This is a genomic window from Iodobacter sp. BJB302, from assembly GCF_002735645.1.
Lineage (GTDB): Bacteria > Pseudomonadota > Gammaproteobacteria > Burkholderiales > Chitinibacteraceae > Iodobacter.
The window spans coordinates 1-25,531 of the sequence record NZ_PDZG01000067.1; the positions used below are offsets into that span (position 1 = coordinate 1).

Annotated in this window: 22 protein-coding genes and 1 pseudogene; 13 read left to right on the forward strand and 10 right to left on the reverse strand. The window is 50.4% G+C overall.

Annotation, left to right across the window (positions count from 1 at the left end):
- Window positions 1-92 (forward strand): IS3 family transposase (locus CSQ88_RS17760; RefSeq protein ID WP_143449393.1); only part of this gene is annotated, 92 nt, incomplete at its 5' end.
- A 57-nt stretch (window positions 93-149) separates the two neighbouring features.
- Here CSQ88_RS17760 and CSQ88_RS17765 read toward each other — a convergent pair.
- Both CSQ88_RS17765 and CSQ88_RS17770 read right to left on the reverse strand, forming a co-directional pair.
- Window positions 150-2,603 (reverse strand): ABC transporter permease, encoded by a 2,454-nt coding sequence (locus CSQ88_RS17765; RefSeq protein ID WP_180273714.1) that lies wholly within the window; start codon window positions 2,601-2,603, stop codon window positions 150-152.
- A gap of 147 nt (window positions 2,604-2,750) precedes the next feature.
- A complete protein-coding gene (locus CSQ88_RS17770; RefSeq protein ID WP_257212661.1) occupies window positions 2,751-3,476 on the reverse strand; it encodes an ABC transporter ATP-binding protein in 726 nt (241 codons plus the stop codon).
- Here CSQ88_RS17770 and CSQ88_RS17775 point away from each other — a divergent pair.
- Window positions 3,475-4,080, forward strand: a complete 606-nt coding sequence (locus tag CSQ88_RS17775; protein ID WP_099399428.1) for an arylesterase — start codon at window positions 3,475-3,477, stop codon at window positions 4,078-4,080. The two genes, CSQ88_RS17770 and CSQ88_RS17775, sit on opposite strands and share 2 nt — an antisense overlap.
- Before the next feature lie 74 nt (window positions 4,081-4,154).
- Here CSQ88_RS17775 and CSQ88_RS17780 read toward each other — a convergent pair whose 3' ends face one another.
- Window positions 4,155-6,827: a TonB-dependent siderophore receptor gene (locus CSQ88_RS17780; RefSeq protein WP_099399429.1), complete on the reverse strand. Its 2,673-nt coding sequence runs from the start codon at window positions 6,825-6,827 to the stop codon at window positions 4,155-4,157.
- Window positions 6,828-7,769: 942 nt separating this feature from the next.
- Between CSQ88_RS17780 and CSQ88_RS17785 the strand changes: the two genes are divergently transcribed.
- From CSQ88_RS17785 to CSQ88_RS17795, 3 genes and pseudogenes are all read left to right on the forward strand, one after another.
- A complete protein-coding gene (locus tag CSQ88_RS17785) occupies window positions 7,770-10,571 on the forward strand; it encodes a GAF domain-containing sensor histidine kinase (RefSeq protein WP_180273715.1) in 2,802 nt (933 codons plus the stop codon).
- 164 nt (window positions 10,572-10,735) lie between these two features.
- Window positions 10,736-12,769: pseudogene (gene recG / locus CSQ88_RS17790) on the forward strand (ATP-dependent DNA helicase RecG); the annotation flags it as partial.
- 139 nt (window positions 12,770-12,908) lie between these two features.
- Complete coding sequence (locus CSQ88_RS17795) at window positions 12,909-13,475, forward strand: putative metalloprotease CJM1_0395 family protein (protein ID WP_099399447.1); 567 nt, start codon at window positions 12,909-12,911, stop codon at window positions 13,473-13,475.
- Window positions 13,476-13,493: 18 nt separating this feature from the next.
- Here the strand turns inward: CSQ88_RS17795 and CSQ88_RS17800 are convergent, their stop codons facing one another.
- Entirely contained in the window at window positions 13,494-14,249 is a 756-nt protein-coding gene (locus CSQ88_RS17800) for a type IV pili methyl-accepting chemotaxis transducer N-terminal domain-containing protein (protein ID WP_180273716.1), read from the reverse strand.
- A 226-nt stretch (window positions 14,250-14,475) separates the two neighbouring features.
- Window positions 14,476-14,778, reverse strand: a complete 303-nt coding sequence (locus tag CSQ88_RS17805) for a c-type cytochrome (protein WP_099399433.1) — start codon at window positions 14,776-14,778, stop codon at window positions 14,476-14,478.
- A 181-nt stretch (window positions 14,779-14,959) separates the two neighbouring features.
- On the opposite strand from CSQ88_RS17805, the gene cysG reads away from it, so the two are divergent.
- A complete protein-coding gene (gene cysG / locus CSQ88_RS17810; RefSeq protein ID WP_099399434.1) occupies window positions 14,960-16,342 on the forward strand; it encodes a siroheme synthase CysG in 1,383 nt (460 codons plus the stop codon).
- A gap of 85 nt (window positions 16,343-16,427) precedes the next feature.
- On the opposite strand, the gene CSQ88_RS17815 is transcribed toward cysG, so the two are convergent.
- Genes CSQ88_RS17815 through CSQ88_RS17825 form a run of 3 tightly spaced genes read right to left on the reverse strand, consistent with a single transcriptional unit; the run spans window position 16,428 to window position 18,297 of the window.
- Window positions 16,428-16,931, reverse strand: a complete 504-nt coding sequence (locus CSQ88_RS17815) for a M48 family metallopeptidase (protein ID WP_099399435.1) — start codon at window positions 16,929-16,931, stop codon at window positions 16,428-16,430.
- 7 nt (window positions 16,932-16,938) lie between these two features.
- On the reverse strand, window positions 16,939-17,364 hold the full coding sequence (locus tag CSQ88_RS17820) for a hypothetical protein (protein WP_099399436.1): 426 nt from the start codon (window positions 17,362-17,364) through the stop codon (window positions 16,939-16,941).
- A 3-nt stretch (window positions 17,365-17,367) separates the two neighbouring features.
- Entirely contained in the window at window positions 17,368-18,297 is a 930-nt protein-coding gene (locus tag CSQ88_RS17825) for a Nudix family hydrolase (protein WP_099399437.1), read from the reverse strand.
- A 266-nt stretch (window positions 18,298-18,563) separates the two neighbouring features.
- Here CSQ88_RS17825 and CSQ88_RS17830 point away from each other — a divergent pair, with 266 nt between their 5' ends.
- Window positions 18,564-19,736, forward strand: a complete 1,173-nt coding sequence (locus tag CSQ88_RS17830; protein WP_099399438.1) for a PilT/PilU family type 4a pilus ATPase — start codon at window positions 18,564-18,566, stop codon at window positions 19,734-19,736.
- A gap of 49 nt (window positions 19,737-19,785) precedes the next feature.
- On the opposite strand, the gene xseA is transcribed toward CSQ88_RS17830, so the two are convergent.
- Window positions 19,786-21,141 carry an exodeoxyribonuclease VII large subunit gene (gene xseA / locus CSQ88_RS17835; RefSeq protein WP_099399439.1) on the reverse strand — a complete coding sequence of 452 codons (1,356 nt, stop codon included), beginning with the start codon at window positions 21,139-21,141 and terminating at the stop codon, window positions 19,786-19,788.
- A gap of 508 nt (window positions 21,142-21,649) precedes the next feature.
- On the opposite strand from xseA, the gene CSQ88_RS17840 reads away from it, so the two are divergent.
- The 6 genes from CSQ88_RS17840 to adk are packed head-to-tail and all read left to right on the forward strand — an operon-like array spanning window position 21,650 to window position 25,350.
- Window positions 21,650-22,258, forward strand: coding sequence for a MotA/TolQ/ExbB proton channel family protein (locus tag CSQ88_RS17840; RefSeq protein ID WP_099399440.1), 609 nt, complete (start codon window positions 21,650-21,652; stop codon window positions 22,256-22,258).
- A 9-nt stretch (window positions 22,259-22,267) separates the two neighbouring features.
- Complete coding sequence (locus CSQ88_RS17845) at window positions 22,268-22,690, forward strand: biopolymer transporter ExbD (protein ID WP_099399441.1); 423 nt, start codon at window positions 22,268-22,270, stop codon at window positions 22,688-22,690.
- A gap of 27 nt (window positions 22,691-22,717) precedes the next feature.
- Complete coding sequence (lpxK, locus tag CSQ88_RS17850) at window positions 22,718-23,710, forward strand: tetraacyldisaccharide 4'-kinase (protein WP_099399442.1); 993 nt, start codon at window positions 22,718-22,720, stop codon at window positions 23,708-23,710.
- Between the two features lie 7 nt (window positions 23,711-23,717).
- A complete protein-coding gene (locus CSQ88_RS17855) occupies window positions 23,718-23,900 on the forward strand; it encodes a Trm112 family protein (RefSeq protein ID WP_099399443.1) in 183 nt (60 codons plus the stop codon).
- On the forward strand, window positions 23,897-24,667 hold the full coding sequence (gene kdsB / locus CSQ88_RS17860) for a 3-deoxy-manno-octulosonate cytidylyltransferase (RefSeq protein WP_099399444.1): 771 nt from the start codon (window positions 23,897-23,899) through the stop codon (window positions 24,665-24,667). The genes CSQ88_RS17855 and kdsB overlap by 4 nt, the downstream gene beginning before the upstream one ends.
- Window positions 24,668-24,693: 26 nt before the next feature.
- On the forward strand, window positions 24,694-25,350 hold the full coding sequence (adk, locus tag CSQ88_RS17865) for an adenylate kinase (protein WP_099399445.1): 657 nt from the start codon (window positions 24,694-24,696) through the stop codon (window positions 25,348-25,350).
- Window positions 25,351-25,441: 91 nt separating this feature from the next.
- Here the strand turns inward: adk and CSQ88_RS17870 are convergent.
- A partial coding sequence (locus tag CSQ88_RS17870; protein ID WP_143449393.1) for an IS3 family transposase occupies window positions 25,442-25,531 on the reverse strand: 90 nt, incomplete at its 5' end.

The window sequence follows — 25,531 nt, forward strand, 5'->3', positions numbered from 1 at the left end:
ATTACATCCATTACTATAACCACGACCGAATCAAACTGAAGTTAAAAGGGCTGAGTCCTGTGCAATACAGAACCCAGCCCTTGAGCGCCTAGCTTTTATACTGTCCAACTAATTGGGGTCAGTTCACGCTTGGGCTCTTTTTTACTTCATTACCCAGCATCTCTTAATAAAACAAGCGGTGATGTTTTGCTGAGTTTATGCAGGCGCCTGAGCACCGCCAGTGCGGTGATCGCCGCTCCGGCCAGCAGGCTGGCAAAAGGCAGCCAGTAATTAAATGCCACGGGCAGCTCGAGCAATTCCTGGCCGATGACCATGCCGCCAATGCTGGCCATCAGCCCGGCCACGAGGCCGGCAATACCGCCAACCAGCAGGCTTTCAAACAGCCACACGCTGCGCAGCTTCTTTGAGGTGGCGCCCAGCGCACGCAAGATAGCGGCTTCTCTGGCGCGTTCGGATTCGGTGGTATCCAGCGCAGCAAACAGCACGGTTACCCCGGCTGCGATGCAGAATAAAAACACCAAACGCAGCGCCGCTGCAGATAAATCCAGAATCCGCCGCACTTCGGCCAGCACCTGGCCCACGTCGATAATCGTAACATTGGGCAGGGCTTGCACCAGCTCGGGCACGATGGTTTTTTGTGCTTCGCTGAGATGAAAGCTGGTGATCAGGCTGGTGGGCAAATCAGCAACCAAAGCTTTACTGGCGACTACAAAAAAGTTAACGCGAAAGGAATCCCAGTTCACTTCGCGCAGATTCACCACCGGCGCGGTGACGGTGCTGCCGGCAATATCAAAGCTCAGCACATCGCCCAGTTTGATATTTAAAGTGGTAGCCAGTTTGGCTTCTACCGAGAAACCGGGCTCTGCATCATTGAGCGGCTTACCCGCAACAATGCGGTTATCGTTGCTCAGGATATCGCCCCATGAAAGATTGAATTCGCGCTCGGCCAGATGTTTGGCTCTGTCTTCCTGGAAGTTTTCAGGCTTGATGGCCTGTTTGTTTTGCATGGTCCAGCGGCCACGTATCATGCTTTGCAGCGCGGGCGCGGCCATGTGGCGATTGATAAAGCGCTGCTCAAATTGCGCGGCTTGCTCGGGCTGAATATTCACTGCAAAGTGATTGGGGGCGTCCGCTGCCACACGGCCTTCCCATGTTTTAAGTAAATCGCCTTCCACCACGGTGAGCAGCCAGATGCCCAAAAGGCCAATCGCCAATGCGCCCAGCTGTGCAAAGGCAAGGCCAGGGTGGCGGAGCAACTGGCGCAGTGCCAGCTTAATCGGGTGCTCTGGCAGTATGCGGGGCAAAAGCCAGAGCAGGCCAAGGCCACTGCCGCCAGCAAGCAGCAACGTGGCTACAATCCCGGCGCCTACCATCAGGGCCAGTTTGGCTTCGGCGGCAATCCACCACAGCAGCAGTAACAATGCGACAAGGGTGAGTGCCCATTGCAAAATCAGGCTGGCTTTGGGCTCTAATTCATGGCGCAGCACGCGTAGCGGCGGGGTGTTTGCCAGTGCCAGCAGCATCGGCCCCGCGCTGCCCATCAGCAGCACAAATCCCAATAAAGACGCGACCAGCCAGGGCAGCAAAGTGCCATCAGGCAGGGTTGCAGGCAGGCGATCCTGAATACTGAACACCAGTAAGCTTTGCGCGCCCCAGCCTAATAATCCGCCAACCACGCTGGCTGCCAGTGTGAGCAGGGCCAGTTGTGACAGCAGCAGGGTACGCACTGTGCCCCGGCTGGCACCGAGTGTGCGCAGCAGGGCAACGGTATCAAAATGCCGGGTAGCAAAACGGCGCGCCGCCAGCAAAATAGCCATGGCGGCCAGGCAGCCTGCAAGTAAGGACGTCAGGCGCAAAAAGCGCTCGGCACGCTCTAAAGCGGTTTTTACTTCGGGGCGGGCATCCCGTACGTCTTCCAGTTTTTCACCCCGTATGAGCTTGGGCTGCACGGCCTGATGCCATTTGGCGATAGTGGCTGGCGGGCCTGCAACGAGCTGCCGGTATTTCACACGGCTGCCAAACCCCAGTAAGCCGCTGGCGGCGAGGTCTTGCTGATTAATCATTAAGCGGGGCTGCAGGCCAGAGAAATCCATGGCGGCATCGGGCTCGCGCTCAATCAGGGCGGCGAGCTTCAGCCTGAGCTGGCCAATTTCCAGCGTGTCGCCCAATTTAAGCTTTAAAGTGGCTGCCAGTCTTGCATCCGCATAAGCCGAGCCCGCCTCTGGTGCGGTGCTGACATGCCCATCCGGCGCGAGCTTTAGCTGGCCCCGCAAAGGGTAAGCATGGCTGACTGCTTTAACAGAAGACAGCATTACCTGGCCATTAAACCCAGCCATGCTGGGAAAAATAGCGGTTTCTGCGGTATTTAAGCCAAGGCGCTCTGCCTGCTGCTTGTAGCTGGCGCTAAGGGCGTGGTCTGAGCTGATGACGGCATCGGCGGCCAGTAAATCATTCGCTTCCAGCGCCAGCAGCTTCTCCATCCTGGCTGACAGCAGGCCTACAGCGGTGAGTGCTGCAATGGCAATAATCAGCGCCGCCAAAAGGGTGCGATATTCCCCGGCCTGAAAGCTGCGGTAAAACAAACGCCAATTGAGTTTGTGCATGGGTTTTCCGTAAGTGCAAATTGTTGCTGCTGATGTGGGGCGTAAGCTTTTTGCCTCTGATGGCATCAGTTTATGCAAACAAGTCGCTAAAAATCGATTTTGTGCAGGTTGTACAAGTTCTTGTTCACCATTAGGTGCACTTTATATTCAGACGTTTTGCTCATAGCGGGTGTTGGGGCTTGCTGATGCCGAAAAATCCAGCTGCGTACCGGCAGAAAGCCTTAATTGCCAGCCACAGCGTGCTGCGAGTTTTTCATCGTGGGTGACAAGCACCAGCGTGGTATTGGTTTCCCGGTTCAGCTCAAATAACAAATCGGCAATTGCAGTTCCTGTGGCGGCATCCAGGCTGCCGGTTGGCTCGTCTGCGAAGAGAATTTGCGGATTGGATGCAAAAGCACGGGCCAGGGCCACGCGCTGCTGCTCGCCCCCGGATAATTGCCTGGGGGTATGGTTCAGACGATGGCTTAAACCAACCCGCTCCAGCCATTCTGTGGCACGGGCAGCGGCATCTTTTTTGCCTGCTAATTCCAGCGGCAGCATGGTGTTTTCTAAAGCAGAAAGCTCGGGTAAAAGCTGAAACGATTGAAATACAAAACCTGACACCTGCCCGCGTAGCTCGGCCCGCTGGTCTTCGCTTAAGCTGCCTAATTCTTTACCCGCCAGCGTAATTTGCCCGCGTGAGGCTTGATCTAATCCTGCAAGCAGGGCCAATAGTGTGGATTTTCCTGAACCAGAGCTGCCAACAATAGCAAGACTAGCTCCCGCTGGCAGGGAAAATTCAATATCATGTAAGAGATCAAGCTTTTCAACTGCGGTACTGACCGTTTTACCCAGGCCGCGCACGGCCAGCATTATTTCTGAGGAGTGATTCATGTGGCGTTTTGTATCCGTATTGGGTTTTAGTGTGTCGATGGCGTCGGCTCAGGCCGCAGCGCCATTAATTTTAGTATTTGGTGACAGCTTGTCTGCCGGTTATGGCCTTGCCGCCAGTGCCGCATGGCCCGCGCTTTTAGATCAGGATCTGGCTAAACAAGGCAAATCATGGCGCGTAGTGAATGCCAGTGTGTCAGGAGAAACGACTGCCGGCGGGCTGACAAGGTTCCCGCAAATACTAAAAACTCATCAGCCTAAAATAGTATTGCTGCAGCTTGGTGCCAACGATGGCTTGCGCGGCCTGCCACTTGCCGAGATGGAAAAAAACCTGGCCAGCATGATTAAAATGGCCAAAGCCAGCGGCGCCAAAGTGCATTTGATCGGCATGCAGATGCCACCAAATTATGGTGCAAATTATACTGAGAGCTTTGCCGCAATTTATCCACGGCTGGCCAAACAACACAGTATCAGCTTAACGCCATTTTTACTTGCCCCTGTCTATAAAAATATAGAACTCTTTCAGACAGATAAGCTTCATCCTAAGGCAGAAGCGCAGCCTTTATTAATGAAGATGGTAGAAAAAGATTTGGGCAAGCTAATTTAATATTGAGTAAACGTAAAAAAGGGCAAAGTCATCCAGACTTTGCCCTTTTTTGTACTGATTACTTTAAAACAGGCTTAGAACTTGTAATTCGCCTTGGCATACCAGCTGCGGCCATGTGGGTCAGTGTATTTAGGATCGAAACCCACCTGGAAGTGATCGGCCTGATTAGTGAAAGGCGGGTCGGTATCAAACAGGTTTTTAACCCCTAAAGTCAGCTCGATATTTTTGGTACGGTATGTGCCTTGCAGTCCCCATGTGCTGTAGGCCTCAACGGTGCGGTTGACTTGAGATTCCTTGCCGGTTTTAGGGTCTACGTACGTGACCTGGTTTTGGTCGATATAGCTGGATGTCAGGTTATTGGTCAGTGCCGCACCCCATTCGGCCATATTCCATGACAGCGTAAGATTATGTCTCCAGCGCGGGTTCATACCAAGGTCAATATACTGGCCAACGCTGTCAAAGAAAGCGCCGTCTTTTTCACGCTGGTACTCGTTGGTGATGGTGTAGGTGCCTTCCAAGCCGATGCGGAAAGTGCCGTATTCTGTTTTTGGCAGTGCTGCTAAGACAGAGACATCCAGGCCATCGGTGCGTAGTTCACCCAGATTCAGTGATTTGGAATCGATATAGTCGATTAAGCCTGGCAAGCCTGCTGCAATATCTGCAGCAGTACGTGCCTTGCGAATCACTTTATCTTTGTACTTGGCGTAATCACCCATGATGGTGGAGTCGGAGATGGTGTCGATCCGGTCTTTAATATTGATATTCCAGTAGTCAATTCCCAGTGAGAAATTTTTGACTGGCTCAACTAAGAAGCCAAAGGTGTAGTTAGTGGATAACTCCGGTGTGAGCGATTTGCTGCCACCTTGCACCAGATTTAACTGCAAATTGCAATCGAGGGGGCTCTTGGTTGCTGCGCAGCGCTCAGGGTCGCTGTAATTTGGCCCGGTATTGGTTTTGCTGCTTGGGCGGTTTAAATCGTCCAGCGTAGGGGCGTGATAGCCGGTACTGATCGAGCCGCGTAACACTACCTCATCGATGGGCTGATAGCGAAAGCTCACCTTAGGATTGGTGGTGCTGCCCATATCGTCGTAATGGTCGTAACGCAGCGCAGCTTGCAGTTCCAGGTTTTTCACTACCGGGACTACTACTTCGGCAAAGCCTGCATAGACCAGGCGCTCACCATTGGTGGACTGGCGGTTACCGCCACCGCCTAAGATATCACCACTGGATAAAATGGCTTCAGGGGTATAAGTGTAGGTTTCTTTGCGTACATCACCACCAAAGGCAAAGCCAACTTTGCCGGCGTCTAACTCATAAATTTCTTTAGAAAACTGAACGTCGGCAGATTTATTGCTGGTTTCGCCACTTTGTACCTTGCCAGTGATTTTTGTGGCATCCAATGCGGCTTTACCTGCGGCATCCTGCGGGCCAAAGGGGTTGATAACGCCACTCAGCATGGCTGGCAGTAATTTACTTTCGTATACCCAGCCATTGGTATATTTGTCTTCGGTTTTATTCAGAGCATAAACTAGGGCTGCACGGTAATCCCAGCCTGCTATTTCACCCTCTGCGCCCAGAACAAAGCGGTGCTGATCGGATGTGGCTTCGTTTTCACGCGCGCCCGCATCAATGCCGCGCCATTGCAGTTTTAAATCACCAAGCGCGCCTTTATATGGGTCGTATTTTCCATTGGCAGGGTAAAGTAAATTATCGCCATTAAAGGTGGTGGCGCTGGAAACGGGCACAGGGGAGGAGGAGTAAGTGCCTACATTGCGGGTAAATAAATAATCAGCAAAGACCTGGGTATTGTCATTTACTTTTAAAGTGCCCTTACTGTAAAAAGAAAGGCGTTCTTGCGGGGAAACAATATCAATAATACTGGCGTAATCAAAACGGCAATTACCGCCTGTTGCAAAATTTTTATTGGGTACCGGGACTGACCGGGGCTGATCGCAGCCGGTTAAATAGCCAACGTTAACGGGTTTGCCGCCCGGGCCATTCAAAATGGTGGCAGGAAATGTATTGGCCGATGTTTTATCAATTTCTTTATCTGGAATATAAGCTGTTTTGGAATAACTGCGGTCTTTAGCGGCCAGTGCTTCCTGTTTGGATACATCTAAAGCCATAAAGACGTTGTAATTGTCTTCTTCAAGGTTACCGAAACCAAAACTAAAGTTGGCTTTTTTAACTTCGCCGCCACCATCAAAGGTTTGCTCAACGCCGCCGCCAATTTCTGCGCCAACAAAATTTTTCTTCAAAATAAAGTTCATGACGCCGCCGATTGCATCGGTGCCGTAAACCGCAGACGCGCCATCTTTTACAATTTCAACCCGGTCCACTGCGCCCAGCGGGATGGAGTTCAAATCAACCCCCGCGCTGTCAAAAGCGTAGTTGGCCATGCGGCGGCCATTCACCAGAATCAGCGTTTTGGATGTGCCAAGGCCGCGCAAATTAGCGCCAGAGAAGCCGGGTTTAGCTGAATCGCCCACGGCCTGTGCCTGTGCATAGCCATTGTTGCTGGCGGCGAGGTTATCAACTAATTCGGCTACGGTAGTGGCACCCGTTTTAGCGATTTCCTGCTTGCCCAGTACCTGAACGGGCGTTGCACCTGTTTTTGCGGTGCGCTTGATATTGGAGCCGGTAACTTCAACCCGCTCCACTTTATTTACGGTTTCTGCTGCATGCGCACTGATGATTGCGCCTGCGCCAATCATTGCGATGGCAATGGTCATTTTTTTCATTTGCATACGTAATCCTCCGCTGTTTAGCTATGTTTTTAGCGCCACTGTTTAAAACAGTGGCAGGCTGGTTTCTTGCTCATGCTGGAACTAAGGGAAAATTAGCAGTTGTGACTTTTTACCATGTAACCAAATGTAACCATTTTGGGCGCTTGAACATGAGAATAAAAATCGCCGGAAAGAGGCTGAAAACTATCAGAGGAGTTAATGCCAGAAGGAGGGGAATTGTGATCAGAAACACGGGCGTGGCTTTCAGAATTAATTATTGCATTGAATCAATTTTGTAGATATTTGTTTAAAATCAGCTTGTTGTGTTGTGTTTTGTGGGTATGAAATATTTGTTATTATTTTATTTCTAGTAAGGATATTGAAAATTTATGACATTTTTTGCTGAGTGTCAGGCCATTCTTTCTTGGTTTGTCATTATTTTTTATGCTAATTTTTTTCGTTATTACAATGTGTTTGTGCCAAATTATTGCTGATGATTGTTATTTTTTGTTATTGACTAAAAGTAAATAATTATGTTTTATTTTTTACGCGCTGCGTTTTCAACTGTTTTTTGTTGCGCTCTTGCAACGTTAAAACACTAAGTTGCCGGATCTTAAATATTCCAGAAATATATCTGCAGATTAGCGCTGGAATGACGGCATATTGTGCCGCTAAGAATTTCGAAATTTAAATGGCTGTTTTATCCTTTCTTTACCTCCAGCAAATACACATCGGTGGCTTGCAGCGCAAAGGCGTGAGTGGTGGCGTATGCATTGTGCGGATGCAGGCCAGGTACCCAGTGTTTTAAGGTTTGTCAGCAAGCGGTTTTATTGATGTGCTTTGCACATTCAGCCCATAAAGAATTACCGTGTTTTTATGGGCTTGAATTCCTTTCTTTCAACTGCAATGCTAAGTACTCTTGCAGGGCATTGCATATGCCTTGCAGCTGATCGGGTCGCTGAAATGGATTTATTTATCCTGAACAAGGATGTCAACGCTTTAGAAAACCAGCTGGCCTTGTTAAATGGTGCCGAAAGGCTGGAAACACTGGTTCATCTGGCCTGGCATTTGCGCCAGCGCGATTGCCAGCGGGCCCTTTTATTGGCAAATGAGGCGGATCTATATTGTGCAAAGGCTGGCCGGAGTGATTTGCGTGCCCGTTTATTATTAGTGAGGGCAGAAATTCGTCTGTTGTTTGCTGATTTTGCGATGGCTGAGCAATGGGCTCATGAAGCGGCCAGCATATTCAATGAGCTGGATGATCATGAGGGCTCGGGTGATGCGCTTTGGCTGATTGCTTCAGTTTCAAATGACCGGGGGCAGGTCAGCGAGGCCATCGCCTGCCTTGATATGGCTCAGCTTGAGTACCGCCTGGCCGGAGATGCTTTGCGTGTGCAAATTGTGCAGGCACGCCAGCTTTTGTTTTCTGTTTTTCGTGATCTGGTCGCTGCCGGTCAGGCTTTGCAGCGCACTTTTTCCGCTAATGAAAAATACCCTGCCCCGTTGGTGGCGATGGTCGCACCGGCGCTGGCGCTTGCTGCCATTTTAACTAATGCACCCAGCGTAGCGATCAAGTGTTTTTTAGAAGCTTATTATGCAGCGCTGGAAAGCGGTCAGGTTAGAAGCGCGCTGTTGTCTGCAAATAATGTGGCTGATTCTTTTGATCAGCTGGGCGATCAGGAAACTGCGCTGGAGTGGACAGAGCGCGGCCTTTCTCTGGCGCGTAAAACAGCCTGGCCCGCCAGTATTGGTACGTGTTTGCTTGTGGTTGCCGGTATTATGCGAAAGCTGGGGCGCTATGACGAGGCTAGGGCCTGTTTGCAGGAAGCGCTGCTGCTGATGGCAGAAATGGCGGGCTCACGCAATTATCTCTTGCTTCTTTCCGCGCTGGGTTTGTTGGAGCTGGATGTAGGAAACAATGAGGCGGGGCTTGCTGCCTTTATTGAGTTAGAAAACCTTGCTAATTTAGTGCCGGATCTGCTCGTTATTGCCTGGCGGGGGCAGGCTAATGCCTTGCTTCATTTGGGAGAGGCAGAAAAAGCCAGAGAAAAGGCGCTCGATGCGCTGACACTGGCAAAAGCTCACAATAATACCGATATGCAAATTCAGAGCTTACGCATCTTGGCGCAAATTTATGCGGGCTATGATTTGCCTGCCCCGGAGGGCATGGTTGCCTCCGCTGCATGTTTACATTATTTGCATGAAGCCTTAAAAGTTGCTTCTACAATTGGTGGCTATACGATCCCCTCAGATTTGTTTACACAAATTGCCTCAGCCTATGCAGCCTGCGGTGATTTTCCTGCGGCTTATCAAAACAGCCTGGCTGCAGCAGAGGCGCGGAGACAATCATATTCAGAAGTGGCAGCCAAGCGCGCACTTGCGATGCAGATCAATCATGAAGTAGAGCGGGCCCATGCAGAAACTGAGCATCACCGGAAGATTGCCAGTGCATTCAGGGAAACCAGCGTCACGCTGGAAACGCTGGGCATGGTTGGCCGCGAAATAACGGCCAGCCTCAATACTGGTGAAGTCTTTGCAGCCCTGCACCGCCATGCTCATCTGCTGCTGAAAGCCAGTAGTTTTGTGGTTTATTTAATCGATGATCAGGCGGCAGAATTAACCATGGCTTTTGGGCTGGAGCTGGGCGAGCCATTGCCCGCGATTACGATCCCAATGAATCATCCAACTTCAAACATTGCCCGATGTGCCCGGGAGCGGCAGGCTGTTTTGATTCACCTTGCGCCAGATAATCAGGATACAACGCTGATTCCGGGTACGGTGGATACACAAAGCTTGTTGTACGCGCCTTTAATTGTGTGCGAGCGTTTGCTGGGGGTGATGTCCATCCAGGCTTCGCAAACCAATGCCTATGGTGAGCGTGAGTTGTCCATCTTTTTAGCGCTCTGTGCTTATGGCGCAATTGCGCTTGATAATGCGGCGGCTTATGCAGCAGCCGAAGCGTCACAAAACCGGGCAGATCAGGCCTTGAGTGAGTTGAGGCAAACTCAGGGCGAGTTAATCCAGCGGGAAAAACTCGCCTCTTTGGGCTCATTAGTGGCTGGCATTGCGCATGAGCTTAATACGCCTATTGGAAATAGCCTGCTGGTGGCCAGCACATTAAAAGATGAGAGCCAGCAGTTTATTCAGCACATTCAGCAGGGCGCAGTTAAACGCTCAGATTTGGAGCGTTATTGCAAAAGTGCGGAGGAATCGTCAGATTTACTGATGCGTTGCCTGCTTAAAGCTGCAGATTTGATTGCGCGCTTTAAGCAGCTGGCGGTTGATCAGACCTCGGATTTACGCCGCTCGTTTGATTTACGCACCGAGTGCGAAGATGTGGTGCTGATGCTGACCAGCCGCCTGAGAGGAGCAGGGCATCAGCTCAGGCTGGATGTGCCTGAAGGGCTGCTGATGGATAGTTATCCAGGTGCTTTTGGCCAGGTGCTGAGTAATTTATTGATCAACGCGATTGTTCATGGCCTTGATGGAAAAGAGCAGGGGCTGATTTCGATAGAAGGAAGAGCGCAGGGCGATGCACATATTGTGCTTATTGTTCAGGATAATGGTAAAGGCATTTCTGCCGAACATCTGGAGCGGGTTTTTGAGCCGTTTTTTACCACGCGTTTGGGTCAGGGCGGCAGTGGTTTGGGTATGCATATCAGCTACAATATTGTGAATTCTGTTTTGGAAGGCAGTATCGGCGTAAGCAGCCCTCCAGGAGAAGGCGCAAGGTTTGAAATGATCCTGCCGCGATCTGTTGCATGAGTGTTTTTCTTTGTAAGTCAGAGCCTGAACGGCATGAGTTCAGGCTTCAGGTAGCGGTTTTTAGTGTGGATTAATTAGAAATTAATCCATATTTGCACGGTAAAGTCATCTCTTCCCTTTCCCTAGCGCTGCTTATGCCCTAAAGTAGCGTTCAATCGAACGATCGTTCAAAAGTCATGGATCTAGCCGCCTTACCCGAAGCACTTAAAAGCCGCCTTACTAAATTAGGGCTGATACGCCCTTTTGATCTGGTGCTGCACTTACCGCTGCGTTACGAAGACGAAACGCATCTTTACCCCATGGTGGATGCGCCGATGGGGCAATCGGTGCTGGTGGAGGGCACGGTTGAATCGTGCGAGGTGCAATATAAACCGCGCAAGCAGCTGGTGGCACGGGTAAGCGATGCGGGTGGATCGCTGAATGTGCGCTTACTTAATTTTTATCCTAGTGTTGCCAAACAGCTGGCGGTGGGTAAAACGGTGCGCCTCTATGGCGAAATTCGGCGGGGCTTTTTGGGGGACGAGATGGTGCACCCCAAAATACGTGCCGCCAATGAGCAGGGCCTGAACGAAGCTTTAACACCGGTTTACCCGACCACAGCGGGTTTAAATCAATTGCAGCTGGCTAAACTGATTCGCCTTGCGCTAAAGCATTGCGATTTGCGCGACACATTACCAGCAAGGGTGACCGTTCCGCTGAACTTGCCGGATTTTTCCTCCAGCGTGCAGCTGCTTCATTCGCCTACCCCGGATATCCCGCATATTTTACTGACCGAGCGCACGCATCCGGCATGGCAGCGCTTAAAGTTTGATGAACTCTTGGCGCAGCAACTGAGCCTGCGCACAGCCCATGCCGCAAGGCGAGAGCGCACTGCGCCAGTTATCGCACCCAAGGGCGAGCTGGCCGCAAACTTGCTCGCCAGCCTGCCTTTTGCGCTGACTGGTGCGCAGAAAAAAGTATTGACAGAAATTCAGCAGGATTTAAATCAGCCTCATCCGATGCAGCGTTTATTGCAGGGCGATGTAGGCTCGGGAAAAACCATTGTGGCGGCGCTGGCAGCCTGTCAGGCCATCGAATCGGGCTATCAGGTGGCGCTTATGGCCCCCACCGAGATCCTGGCTGAGCAGCATTTTAATAAGCTGTCCACATGGTTTGCCCCATTGGGCATTAAGGTGGTGTGGCTGGCAGGTTCTTTGGGAGCCAAGGCCAAACGGCTGGCGATTGAAGACGCCGCACTGGGAACTGCCCCGCTGGTGGTGGGTACGCACGCTATTTTTCAGGCGAGTGTGACTTTTGCAAAATTGGGTCTTGCGATTGTTGATGAACAGCATCGCTTTGGCGTGGCGCAAAGGCTGGCGCTGCGTGAAAAAGGCGGCAGCCCGCATCAGCTGATGATGAGTGCCACGCCGATTCCGCGTACCCTGGCGATGAGCTATTACGCTGATTTGGATGTGAGCGTGATCGACGAGCTGCCACCGGGGCGCACACCGATTGTAACTAAGCTAGTCAGCGATGCGCGGCGCGATGAAATCATCCAGCGTATCGCCGCCAAGGTGGAAGAAGGCCGGCAGGTGTATTGGGTCTGCCCGCTGATTGAGGAGTCTGAAGCCTTGCAATTGCAAACGGCGGTGGATACACATCAGCAGCTCACTGAAGAATTGGAAGGCATGGTGGTGGGCCTCGTGCATGGCCGCATGAAAACGGCTGAAAAAGCCGAAGTGATGGCGGCTTTTTTAAGAAATGAAGTACAAGTTTTGGTCGCCACCACGGTGATTGAAGTCGGCGTGGATGTGCCTAATGCCAGCCTGATGGTGATCGAGCACGCCGAGCGCATGGGCTTATCGCAGCTGCATCAGCTGCGTGGCCGGGTAGGGCGCGGGGCGCATGCTTCATTGTGCGTATTGCTTTACACTACGCCGCTTGGCGAGCTGGCCAAGTCCCGCTTGCGGGTGATTTATGAAAACACCGATGGCTTTGAAATTGCCCGGCAAGACATGGAAATCCGCGGCCCTGGCGAGCTGGCGGGCGTGCGGCAATCGGGTGTGCCAATGCTGCGTTTTGCTGATTTAGAAAAAGATGCTGATTTGCTTGAAAAAGCACGGGCTGTGGCGGAAGACTTGTTGGCCCACCATATGCCAACAGCGCTGCTGCATTTGGATCGCTGGCTGCCGGGCCGGGAGTTGCTGCTAAAGGTTTGATATCAGTGCGTTTTTAATCACTTTTGCATAATCAAACTTTATAGCACTTTGCAAGGGCTGGCTGATTAAAGGCCGGGGGTTTTGCGTTTTTACTGGGGTATAATTTATTTATATCGCATAAATGCTGGCCTTTTTCATCATGAGCAGTATCGGCGTTGTTTCCTCTGCTTCCAGTAACGCACTGAACTTGCTTCGCGGGATAAGTGCTGCCGAGGCTAAAACGTCTGATTTAAATTCGCCTGATTTAAATAAAAAATCCAAGTCTGCTCAAACTGCCGTCAGTGGCAATACACTCAGCGAATCAGAGCTGGCCACCGTAGAAAAAATGGCCAAGCGTGATCGGGAAGTGCGCCAGCACGAGCAGGCTCATTTGGCCGTATCCGGTGGATTAGCGACAAGTGGCCCGTCGTATTCAATGGAAACAGGGCCGGATGGCAAGCAATATGCCATGGGGGGAGAGGTGAAAATTGATGTGGGCCCTGGCAATACCCCGGAAGAAACACTGAGTAAAGCCAGAATTATTCAGGCGGCGGCTTTAGCCCCGGCGGATCCCAGTGGTGCGGATCGCGCTATTGCTGCAGCAGCCGCTGCAATGGCCCAGAACGCGCAGGCAGAAATTGCAAAGCGCAGCCCGACAGAGCAAAAACTGGCTGCTCATTACGGGCAGAATGAATATCCAAAAAGCGCTTTGGCAACCTCTGCATAATCTGGCTGCCGCAGAAGCCTAGTTGCCCAGTCTTTCGTACTGATTGCTTAATTTATCCATTACTTCAAGCAAACGCTCGCTGGTTGTGGCGATATTATTATCTGCTTCAGTATCGAGCCCGCTGAGTGCATTTTCTAAAAAGACCCATTGCATCTGTGCTAAATCAAGCTGCTTGAGCGTGGCTGGTGTGTTTTGTGATGAGGCACGCAAAGTAATTAAGCCTGCTGCAAATTCTTTCTGGGCCTGAGACTGTTGCAGCTTGAGCGCAGGGTTGGCATGCCAGCTTTGCAAGCAGGCAGTTTTGGCCAGGCGCTGGCTGAGCATGCGTTGTCGCCCGGCGATGCGAATCAGTTTGCCCTGTGGTTTACCTAAAGCGGTTTCCAGACGCTTAGCCAATTCACCCGCATCGTATTGCATTCCTTCGGCAATATCGTCGAGTTGCTTGGCTGTATCTGCTTTGGGTGGCGTTTGTGCCAGAGTGCGGAATGTTTGCCACTGCGCTTCTTGTTTTTTTACTGCGGCAATGCTTTCCGGTACGGTTGCACTTTCCAGTAAATTAGTAAGCTGAGCAGAGAATTGATTAATTGAGCTGCTGATTTGTTGCTTGGCCACTTCGGGATTAACCCCACGGCCTTGCTGGCAATAGGCTTTAACAATACGCTGGGTTAGCATACGCTGGCTGCCGATGGTGTTGATCGCAGCAGGGGCTGTAAGTACGGTGGCCTCGGCAAAGAGAGGCAGGATAAGCAGGGGCAATATGAAAAGGGCACGCATAAAAAATCTCTTAAAGTAAAAAATCATGCTTCTGTTTAGCATCTGAGCCAAAACAAGCAACCCCCGCCCGGATAAACCGAAGCGGGGGTTTAAATATTCAGCAGGAATAAAACCGGATTTTAGCGTTATCCATAGCAATGCAGTAGCAGGCAAATTACCCATTTGGCGAGTTTAAACGGCTCTTTTTATGCGTGAATATTTGTTATGAATAAATGGCTCAGGTAAATTACTTACTGCTTAATACCCATTTTGCTAAATCTTTTGCCTCTGCATCACTCACTGCATTTGGTGGCATTGGCATTGTTCCCCATACGCCGCTACCGCCTTTTTTAATTTTTTCTGCCAGTTTGCCCGCTGCACTGGCATCACCTTTGTATTTTGCTGCAACATCTTTATAAGCAGGGCCAATGAGTTTTTTATCCAGGGTATGACAGGCGAAGCAGTTTTTGGTTTTTGCCAGATCGGCCGGTGCAATGGCGTAAACACTGCTCGCGCTGAACAGGCAGAGTAATAACAGGGCTTTTTTCATTTCAGAGTCCTTATTTACTTAAAGTGAAGGAAAATGCAGGCAGCATGCTTTTCCTGCTAGTTAAACATAAGCGATGCTTTGCTATATTTGATTTAGATCATATGTATAGCAGGGACTGATTTTGCATTCATAGAAAGACTGCTTCAAACTAGATGGCAATTGATTTTAAGGCTGTTGCTTAATGAATTACTTCCCGCTTTTTCTAAATTTACATGATCAGCATTGCCTTGTTGTGGGAGGAGGGGATGTTGCCGCGCGCAAGATTCGTTTGCTTGCTGCCGCGGGCGGAAAAATTACGGTTGTTGCTCCGCAGCTTTGTGAAGAGCTGGCGCAGGCCGTGCTGGATAACAAGCTGGTTTATTTAGCGGCCAGCTTTAATGAATCGCAATTACAAAATACACGCCTCGTGATTGCGGCAACCAATAGCGAAGAAGTTAACCGCCATGTTTTCGAGGCCTGTGAAGCGCGCGGTATTTTGGTGAATGCGGTGGATGATCCGGCCAGCTGCCGGTTTATTACGCCAGCTATTGTAGATCGCTCGCCTTTGATGATTGCTATTTCCACATCGGGTGGTGTGCCCGTCTTGGCGCGTAATTTACGGGCCCAGCTGGAAGCATTAATTCCACATGCTTATGGCGATTTGGCGAAAATGGCCGCTGATTTTCGCGATGAAGTCAAAAGTAAATTACTCACTGTGGGGGCACGCAAGCAGTTTTGGGAAAAAACGCTGGCCGGCCCTATTCCGGATATGGTGTTTGCCGGCCAGAATGAGGCCGCCCGCCGGGCTTTGAGTGAATCACTGAGCGCTGATGCGGATGCCCCTTTGCAAGGCGCTGTTTATTTGGTGGGCTGCGGCCCGGGCAATCCGGATTTACTGACGTTTCGGGCTCTGCGTCTGATGCAGCAAGCCGATGTGGTGCTGTACGATAATCTGGTGTCTGCCCCTATTCTGGATATGGTTCGCCGCGATGCAGAGCGGGTTTATGTGGGAAAAAAATCAAATAACCATGCGGTGCCGCAGGAAGAAATTAACCAGCTGCTGGTGCGCTATGCCCTGCAGGGCCAAAAAGTATTACGGCTGAAAGGAGGCGATCCTTTTATTTTTGGCCGGGGTGGCGAAGAAATTGAAGAGCTAGCCGGGGCGGGGATTGCCTTTGAAGTGGTACCGGGCATTACTTCGGCTGCAGGTGCCTCTTGCTATGCGGGTATTCCGCTGACTCACCGTGATTACGCACAATCGGTGACTTTTGTTACAGGGCATCGCCGTGATGGCGAAGTAGAGCTGGATTGGCCGCGTTTGGTCAGCCCGACTGAGACGGTGGTGGTGTATATGGGCGTGGCACAGGTAGAGAAAATTTGTGCCCAGTTAATAAAGCATGGCAGAAATCCGGATACGCCCGCCGCCATGGTTGAAAAAGCCACGCTTTCAAAGCAGCGGGTGGTGGTGGGCACTTTAAGCAATCTGGCGCAAAAGGTCGCTGATCAGGGCATTAAGCCACCCGCACTGATTATTATTGGTGAAGTGGTGAGCCTGCACGATAAGCTGAAGTGGCTGGCTGATTAGCCGCTGAACACGCTGGGGTAAGTCAGATCGTCCGGCTCAGAGTGATGAGCCGGATAGTTGGCCTTAGTGCATATTCAATAAAGCATTAAAACAATTTCCCGTGCCGGTCAACTTGGGTGAGATACAGGCGTAAATCGAATTCCAGCTGATGGTATTGCGGCTCCATATATTCGCATAATTTATAAAAAGCCTTGTCGTGCTCTTTTTCTTTTAAATGCGCCAGCTCGTGCACCACAATCATTTTTAAAAATTCTATGGGCACTTCTTTAAACATCGAGGCAATACGGATTTCGTGCTTGGATTTTAGTTTGCTGCCCTGCACGCGCGATATGGTCGTATGCAGGCCAAGTGCATGATTTATTACATGGATTTTGCTGTCGAAAGTGATTTTGCTCAGCGGCTCTGTTTTGCGCAAATAATCATTTTTAATATCGAGCACGTAATCGTATAACGCTTTATCAGTTTTAATATCATGAGCCGCCGGATATTTTTTTAAAATAACGCTGGCGAGCTGATTGTTATCGAGCAGTTGCTGCACTTGCGATTGAATTGCTGCAGGGTATGCGGCTAAATATTTAAGATGATTCATTGCTGGCCTAATGACTGACCGTTGCAATATGAATGCTGCGGCCATCAATATTGAGTTTTAAAAGCCAGTCCTGGCGTTTATTCGTGCACATAGGAAGTGCGGTTTGTGCTGACCAGTGCAGCTGATCGTTACTAACTAAGCGGTAGTTATTTGGGCCCATCTCCATGCCTCGCATTTGCCAGCTGGCGTGCACAACACGGGCTTTACCTGTCAGCTGTAATTGCACGGGTTTATTTGCGTTCAGCGATGCCTGGCTTTTAATCTGATACGCTTGTTCTTCAAAATGAAAGACGCAGCCTTCGTTAAAAACAGGGCAATTTAGGCGTGCTTCGGGCTCATTATCGGGCGTAAACCAGCCAAATTTATTACCCATAATGGCCAGTGCCAGCCCCAATACAATGAGCACCGCCCCCATTGATTTGATTACTTTCATTGTTTAAATCCAGGCTGCACGCATTAAGGCTGCGCCGTGTGCGCCATGTTGTTGGGCAAGGGCTAAATCATGGGGTTTCATACCACCCAGTGCATAAACAGGAAGTGGCCAGCCCTGCTGAATAATGGCGTCAAAGCCTTTCCAGCCAAGCGGGGCCGTATCCGGATGTGAGGGTGTAGGGCTGATATGGCCGAGTAAGGCGTAATCCAGTGAGAGTGCGCTGGCGGCGCTTAATTCGGCCGTATTGTGGGTGGATGCGCCTACCCAGTCGAGTGCAGGTCGTTTTTCAAGTTTCAGCAGGCTGCGCGCGGGTAAGTGTACGCCGTCAGCGCCTATGGCAATGGCCAGCTCGCTGGCATCATGCAGCATTAAGCGGGTTTGCTGGCCCTTGCAAATGGCCAGTACTTTTTCTGCAAGCTGGCGGTATTGATCCGCATTGAGCTGGGGTTCGCGCAAAATAAGCCAGCGCGGTTTGTTTTTTGCCAGCGCGGCTAAAAAAGCGGCTTCGCCCAGCTCGGCCAGATTAGAAATGGCCATCTCATCAGGCAGGGCCAGACCCCGTAAAATGGGGCCGTTGGCGGGCAAAATGGGTGAAACATTCAGTTGCCCCGGCTTTTGCCATGCAAATTCCTGGCCTTCATGTGCCGTGATTTTGCCTTCCCAGCCGCTGATGCGAAAAAAAGACAGCCTTACGCTGGCGTGCGGATAGTCAAAGGTTTGTACTATCCACGGTGTTGCCGCCGTAACCGCAATCCCCATTTCCTCGACTAATTCGCGTTTCAGAGCGTCCAGCTCACTCTCGCCGCTTTCAAGCTTGCCCCCGGGGAATTCCCAGTAACCTGCGTAAGGTTTGCCAGCCGGGCGGCTGCCGAGCAAAAACGAGCCATCGGCACGCAATAATATGCCAGCTGCTACATGAGTAATTTTGCGCATAAATCTTTTTTAAGGGAGCTTGGACCGGCGCATTTTACAGCAAGACTCCGGGTTTTCCCGCTTTGACGTAAATACTACGGAGGATCGGCCGGAAAAGGACGTACTGCTAAAGAATAGACTCTCTTTGTCAGTAATTCATGGGATTGGCCGTAAGAAAAATGCCTGTATCATGTCGTCGCTTTGTCTGATGAATTGCAAAGTCAATAAGATACAGGGCGTGGAAGCAACTACGCTATCAGCAGCCTCTTTGTGTAAAGGTTTTAAAAATGGCACCAGAACAAGCCAGTAAAACGATTAATGATCTGCTCCGCATGATGTTGCAACATAAAGCATCAGATCTTTTTATTGCCGATGATTTTCCACCTGCGATGAAAATTAATGGCAGGTTAACACCTGTTGGAAACCAGAAGTTAAATGGTGTGATTTCCAAAGCATTAGCCTACTCAATTATGCGCGCTGATCAGATTGAAGAGTTTGAGCGTGATTATGAGTGCAATTTTGCGATCAACCCTGAGGGCATAGGCCGCTTTCGGGTTAATGTGTTTATGCAGCAAGAAAAAGTCGGCATGGTATTGCGGGTAATTACCAGCAAGATTCCTGATTTTGATGAATTAAAATTGCCGCCAATTTTGAAGGATGTGGTGCTGGCTAAACGGGGCCTTGTGCTGCTGGTGGGCGGGACGGGATCGGGTAAATCAACCACGATGGCTGCCATGATTGATTACAGAAATCAAAATACCCATGGCCATATCATCACGATTGAAGACCCGATTGAATATGTGCATAAAAGTAAAAATTGCTTAGTCACGCACCGGGAAGTAGGGCGGGACACCAAGCATTGGTTTGCTGCACTTAAAAATACCTTAAGGCAAGCGCCTGATGTGATTCTGATTGGTGAAATTCGCGACCGGGATACCATGGAATACGCGCTGTCTTTTGCTGAAACCGGGCATTTGTGCATGGGTACATTGCATGCCAATAGCGCAAATCAGGCATTAGAACGCATTGTTAATTTCTTCCCCGAAGAGCGTCATCCGCAAATATATATGGATTTATCTTTAAATATGCGGGGCATGATTTCACAGCGCCTAATCCCCACTCCGGATGGCAAAGGGCGGGTGGCTGCGATTGAAGTCTTGCTGAATTCGCCTTTGGTCGCTGATATGATTTTTAAAGGCGATGTGGGCGGCGTGAAAACGGCGATGCTTAAATCCGAAGAATTGGGCATGCAAACCTTTGATTCGGCACTGTTTCATTTATATGAGGATGGCCGTATCAGCCTTGAAGAAGCGCTTAAAAATGCCGACTCAATTAATGAATTGCGTTTGCGGGTTAAATTAAAGAGTAAAGACACTAAAGATGTCTCGCATGATGAGCTGGGGCATTTAAGCCTGGTTGCAGAGGCCGAGCCTGAAGAGGAAGAAGGCAAGGCTGAGTAAAAAGCATCATTACGGGGATGGCTTTTTGCCATCCCCGCATGGCTGGTGCTTATATTTCCAGTGTGCCCTGGCGTTCTGAATCTTTAGTCACCCTGACTTCAACGGCGCTGTCAGCAAATTGCAGCGATAATGCTTCGCCGTGGCTGAGCTGTGCACCATGGCGCACAATTTGGCCGTCCCGGCGGCTGACCAGCGCATACCCCCTTGCCAGTACCGATTGCGGATTCCATGGCTCAAGCCGGGCGGTCAGCATGGCCAGTTTTTGCCTACGCTGCTCAATAAGCCGCGGCATGGCTTGTAAAAGCTGGCGGGACAAGTGCTGCAGCTGCGCTTGCTGATGCTCAGGTCTGGGTTTGAGATGGCTCAGATTCAGTGAGAGTTGCTTCAGGCGGTAATTGTTTTTTTCCAGTGTTCGCACCGGCAGTAAATGTAAACGCTGGCTGAGCGCTTGCAAGTGGCTTTTTTGCTGGCGCAAACGCTCGCCAGGGTGCTGCAACCGACGTGACAGGGAGTCTGTTTCCTGCATTTTTCTTTGCAGCAGCCGCTCAATGGATCTGTGCAGCAGGCCTTGCTGGCGGGCGAGCTTTGCCAGCCATTCACTGCGGTTGGGGCTGACTAATTCGGCAGCGGCCGTGGGGGTTGCGGCGCGTACGTCAGCAACAAAATCGGCGATGCTGAAGTCAGTTTCATGCCCTACACCACTGACGACAGGAATATCGCAGGCCGCAATGGCCCGGGCAACAATTTCTTCATTAAACGCCCATAAATCTTCCAGGCTGCCGCCGCCGCGGCACACAATCAGCACATCCACTTCTTTTCGCTCATTTGCCTTGTGAATGGCGCTGGCAATTTGCGGTGCAGCGTCCAGCCCCTGCACGGGACTGGGGTAAAGGATGATGGGCAGGCCGGGCATGCGGCGTTTAAGTGCAGCGATGACGTCTGAAAGCGCCGCCGCTGCAGGTGATGTGACAATACCAATGGCGCGGGGGAATACAGGCAGTGCTTTTTTGCGTGAACTTGCAAATAAGCCTTCGCTTTCGAGCTTTTGTTTGAGTTTTTCGTAGGCTGCAAAAAGTGCGCCAAGGCCCGCTGGCCGGAGGGCTTCGATGGTGAGTTGAAAATCACCCCTAGCTTCGTATAAAGAAACCAGTGCACGGGCTTCGACCTGCATGCCTTCACGGGGCTGAAAATCAATTAAGGAAGCGCGGTTTCTAAACATTACACACCTTACTTGAGCATTTGCATCTTTTAAGCTGAAGTAGCAATGGCCGGAGTCATAGCGCTTAAAATTTGAAATTTCTCCCGCTACCCACAACAAAGGAAAACCATTTTCCAGCAGCGTTTTGGCGCGGCGGTTGAGTTCTGCGACGGTTAAAATGACGCTATTTGTACTTGACAAATTCATGACAATCTCGATTTGGCTCTGTTTAATCCACAAAATGGCTCAAACTAACGATCTGCGACAGATAGTGCGAGTTGTAGTAGAGAGTTGTGTTTTAACTTGTTGATTTTAATGTATATTAATGAATCATTGTGCAACTGGTTTAGTCGAGTGTATGACCGTTTTATTGAGTGTTTGCGCCTGTTTGGGCGTTTTGTGCACAAAGTTATCCACAGTGTATTGACAAATAAAAAACCATTTCAGATCACGGGCTTAGCTTATTTTTTTGTTTGTTTACAGTCTGCTGTTAAAATGCTGCGCTTATTGTTTTAGCCGCCAGGCTTTAATGACCGTTTTGTAAGCTTATATAAGGTCTATTTAGTAGATTTGGGCCTTTTTTTATCTGCCAACCGAGGTTGCTCATTTTGATGCCGGCTAAGGAAAATGTTTGCACGTGAGTGCGGCGCTTCCCCCAGCCCGTGATTACCGTTAAAGTGACGCGCTTCTAATCGCTTCTCAGGATTAAACTATTATGCTTGCTATTATTGAAGCGGCCGGCTGGCCGATTTGGCTGATTATTGCCGCTTCTATTGCTACCGTCACCATCATCATTGAGCGCATGTTAACACTGCGTCAAAGCCAGATTTTACCAAAAGGCTTGCTGGCAAGTGTTGTACAAGAATATCGCAGCCGTGGTGTGAGTGCAGAAATGCTGGCCAAGCTCTCAAGCTCCAGCCCTTTGGGACGTGTGTTGTCTGCCGGCCTTAAGAATGTGCGCAGTTCGCGTGAAATTATGAAAGAGTCCATTGAAGAAGTGGGCAGCTCGGTTTCGCATGAACTTGAGCGTTATTTGCCTATGCTGGGCACTTTGGCTGCCGTAACGCCCTTGCTGGGACTCTTTGGTACGGTTATCGGTATGATCGAAATCTTTGGCTCGCAAGCGCCTGCGGGGGCCGCTAATCCTGCTGCTCTGGCTCATGGTATTTCTGTTGCGCTTTACAATACCGCCTTCGGGATTATGGTGGCTGTGCCTGCATTGATTTTCTACCGCTTCTTTCGCACTAAGGTTGACAGCTACCTGGTTGAAATGGAGCAGCAGGCTGTGAAGCTGGTTGAAATTGTGCACGGCGATCGCAATTAAGGGCACATCATGAATTTTCGTAAAGGCCGTAATCGCGAAGAACCAGAAATTAACTTTGTGCCGTTGATCGACGTGCTGCTGGTTATTTTGATCTTCCTGATGGCAACCACGACGTATTCCAAGTTCGCCGAGCTGAAAATCACTTTACCTACCGCCGATGCTGAAAAAACGGCAGAGAATCAGCCTAAAACGATCAATGTGGCGATTTCAGCTAATGGCCAGTACAGCGTGAACGGCAATGCGGCAACATTCAGCACAGCCGATGATTTTGCTATGCTCTTGCGCCGTGCCGCAGGTGAAACGCAGGACCCCATGATTATCATTAATGCAGATGCGCAAAGTGCGCATCAGAGTGTGGTGAATGTCATGGAAGCTGCGCGATTGGCGGGCTATGGCAAGCTGACGTTTGCTACTCAGACGAATGCCAAATAAGGATCGCGTTTTTAAGCTGGGGTGCTTATGTTAATTGACCGGATTTGGTATACATCCCGGCACCCCTTGTCTTATTTGCTCCGGCCATTGGCTTGGATTTTTGCTGGCTTGGGCACGCTTAGGCGTGCTTTGTTTCGTGTGGGATTTAAGCAGAGTATCCGCTTGCCTGTGCCCGTGATTGTCGTTGGCAACATTACGGCTGGTGGCACGGGTAAAACACCGCTGACGCTTTATCTGGCCAGGCAATTGCAATCGCTTGGTTATCGCCCTGGAATCGTGTCGCGCGGTTATGGTGGCAAAGCGCAGCAGCCACTCTGTGTGTCGGGCGACAGTGATCCGCTTATTTGCGGCGACGAGCCCATTCTGCTGGCCAGGTCAGGTGTGCCTGTATACGTATTCAGTGATCGTGCAGCAGCAGGCCAGGCTTTGCTGTCGGCTTGTCCTGATGTGGATATTTTGCTGTGTGATGACGGCTTGCAGCATTATCGCCTGCAGCGCGATATTGAGCTCTGCGTGGTCGATGGTGTGCGCGGTTTTGGTAATGGCGCTTTAATCCCGGCAGGACCTTTGCGCGAGCCTGTTTCCAGGCTGAAAAAGCTTGATGCGGTGATTGTAAATGGCCGGAATGATTCGATCAGCCATCCCTGTTTATTTCAAATGTCTTTGCAGCCTGGCGTGCTTTATTCGCCAGTGAATGCCCCGCGGCATGCATGGCAAGGTTTGCGGGTGGCTGCTGTCTGTGGTATTGGTAATCCCGCACGGTTTTTTAATACGCTGAAGGCCCTGGGCCTGGTTTTTAGCGAGCATGCTTTTGCCGATCACCATGCGTTTGTTGCCGCAGATTTGCCGGATGCGGACATTATTGTGGTGACTGAAAAAGATGCGGTAAAGCTGGCTGTGCTTGCAGATGTTAGAATATGGGTCTTGCCCGTGATTGCGGAGCTGACGCCAGATTTGGCTGGCTGGCTCGGCACTGAAATAGCGCGGCTTAAGCATCAGATAATGAATATTAATGAGTGAGATAACAATGGACGCAAAGTTACTGGAAATTCTTGTTTGCCCGGTTTGCAAAGGCCCGCTGGCTTATGAGAAAAGCGCTCAGGAGCTGATCTGTAAAGCCGATCGCCTCGCTTATGCCATAAAAGACGGCATTCCTGTGATGTTGCAGGCAGAAGCGCGTGAGCTGGAAGCCACGGAAGAAGTCCGGTGAGTTTTGTAGCCCTTATTCCTGCGCGGCTTAAATCCACCCGCCTGCCAGATAAGCCTTTGGCTGATATTGGAGGCAAGCCCATGATTGTGCGGGTGATTGAGCAGGCGCTTAAATCCTCTGCCCGCCTGGTTTGCGTGGCTACAGACGATGAGCAGATCAAGGCCGCTGTTGAAGCCGCAGGCTATACCGCTATTTTAACGCGCAGCGATCACCCCAGCGGGACGGATCGCCTCGCTGAGGCGATTGAGCATCTGGGCTTGCCGGATGATGCGGTCGTTGTGAATGTGCAGGGCGATGAACCTCTGATTGATCCATTACTGATCGACGCGGTTGCGGCTAAATTAATTGCAGATCGCAGCCTGGCTATGTCTACAGCCTGCCATGCAATAAGCAACAGCGCCGATTTTTTAAATTCAAATGTTGTGAAAGTTGTGTTGGATGCAAAACAGCGTGCGATGTATTTCAGCCGTGCCGCTATTCCCTGGCCGCGTGATGCATTTATGCAGGACCAGGCTGTTTTGCCCGCAGAGCTTACACCTTTACGCCATATCGGTATTTATGGCTATCGGGCAGAATTTTTACGTACTTACCAAAAACTGTCGCCATCTTGCATCGAATCTATTGAAGCGCTGGAACAACTGCGTGTGCTGTGGCATGGTTATAGGATTGGTGTGCACATTTCGGCTGATGCCCCGCTTGCGGGTGTCGATACTCCCGAAGATCTGGCGCGTGTACGTGATGCTTTTGCCCGTTTATCTAAAATCTAAAAAACATTAACCACTAGGGAAAAATAATGAGATTAATTCTTCTGGGTGCACCAGGCGCCGGTAAGGGCACGCAAGCAACTTACATCAAAGAAAAATACAATATTCCGCAAATCTCGACTGGTGATATGCTGCGCGCCGCTGTAAAAGCAGGCACGCCACTGGGTTTGGAAGCTAAATCCATTATGGATGCGGGTGGTTTGGTGCGTGATGACATCATTATTGGCCTGGTGAAAGAGCGCATTACTGATGCAGATTGTGCCAATGGCTTTTTGTTTGATGGTTTCCCGCGCACAGTACCGCAAGCTGACGCAATGAAAGAAGCCGGTGTAGTTATTGATTACGTGGTAGAAATTGATGTGCCTGACGAAGCGATTGTTGATCGTATGGCCGGCCGCCGTGTACACGTGGCATCCGGACGTACTTATCATGTGAAGTTTAACCCGCCTAAGGTTGAAGGCGTGGATGATGTAACGGGTGAGGCTTTAATTCAGCGTGCTGATGATGAAGAAGAAACCGTTAAAAAGCGCTTGTCGGTTTACCATGAACAAACTGAAGTGCTGGTAGGGTACTACGGTGAAATGGCGGCCAGTGGTGATGCAACTGCACCTAAATACGTAAAAGTAAATGGTGTGGGTGAGGTTGAAGCCATTCGTGACCAGCTTTTCGCGGCACTGGGTGCTTAATCCAGCATAAGCATGCCGCCTTTTGTGTAAAGGCGGGCAAAAAAAAGCCGCGAAATTTGAACTGACCCCAATTAGTTGGACAGTATAAAAGCTAGGCGCTCAAGGGCTGGGTTCTGTATTGCACAGGACTCAGCCCTTTTAACTTCAGTTTGATTCGGTCGTGGTTATAGTAATGGATGTA